The following is a 485-nucleotide window of genomic DNA, read 5'->3' as shown; positions in this document are numbered from 1 at the left end:
CGGTACTTGGCCGCAACGGGCTGGTCAACTCGACGCTGGTGCAGCTGGGGCTGGTGCCGAAGCCGGTCGAATGGCTGCTCTATTCCGAATTCGCCGTGGTGCTCGCCATGGTGCATCTCTACACGCTGTTCATGGTGACGCCGATCTTCAACACGCTGATGCGCATCGACCGCTCGCTGTTCGAGGCCGCGCGCGACGCCGGCGCCTCCGGCTGGCAAATTTTGTGGAACGTCGTCATCCCGCTGGCCAAGCCAGGCATGGCGATCGGCACCATCTTCGTCGTCACGCTGGTGATGGCCGACTTCTCCACCGTCCAGGTGATGTCGGGCGGGCAGAGCGCCTCGGTCGCGCTGATGATGAAGAACCAGATGTCGCTGCTGCAGTATCCGGCCGCCGCCGCCAACGCGGTGGTGCTTCTGGTGCTGGTGCTTTTGATGGTCGCCGGCATCCTGCGCATCGTCGACATCCGCAAGGAGCTCTGAGGC

1 protein-coding gene is annotated in these 485 nt (G+C 64.1%); it reads left to right on the top strand.

The genetic code is table 11. From position 1 onward, the window contains the following. Positions 1–482, top strand: a 482-nt coding sequence (locus EOA29_RS39805; protein ID WP_127222575.1) for an ABC transporter permease subunit, incomplete at its 5' end; no start/stop codon positions are given. Positions 483–485 lie beyond the last annotated feature (3 nt).

It is taken from the genome of Mesorhizobium sp. M1E.F.Ca.ET.063.01.1.1 (assembly GCF_003998155.1).
GTDB lineage: Bacteria > Pseudomonadota > Alphaproteobacteria > Rhizobiales > Rhizobiaceae > Mesorhizobium.
This window is presented reverse-complemented; position numbering and strand designations above follow the sequence as displayed.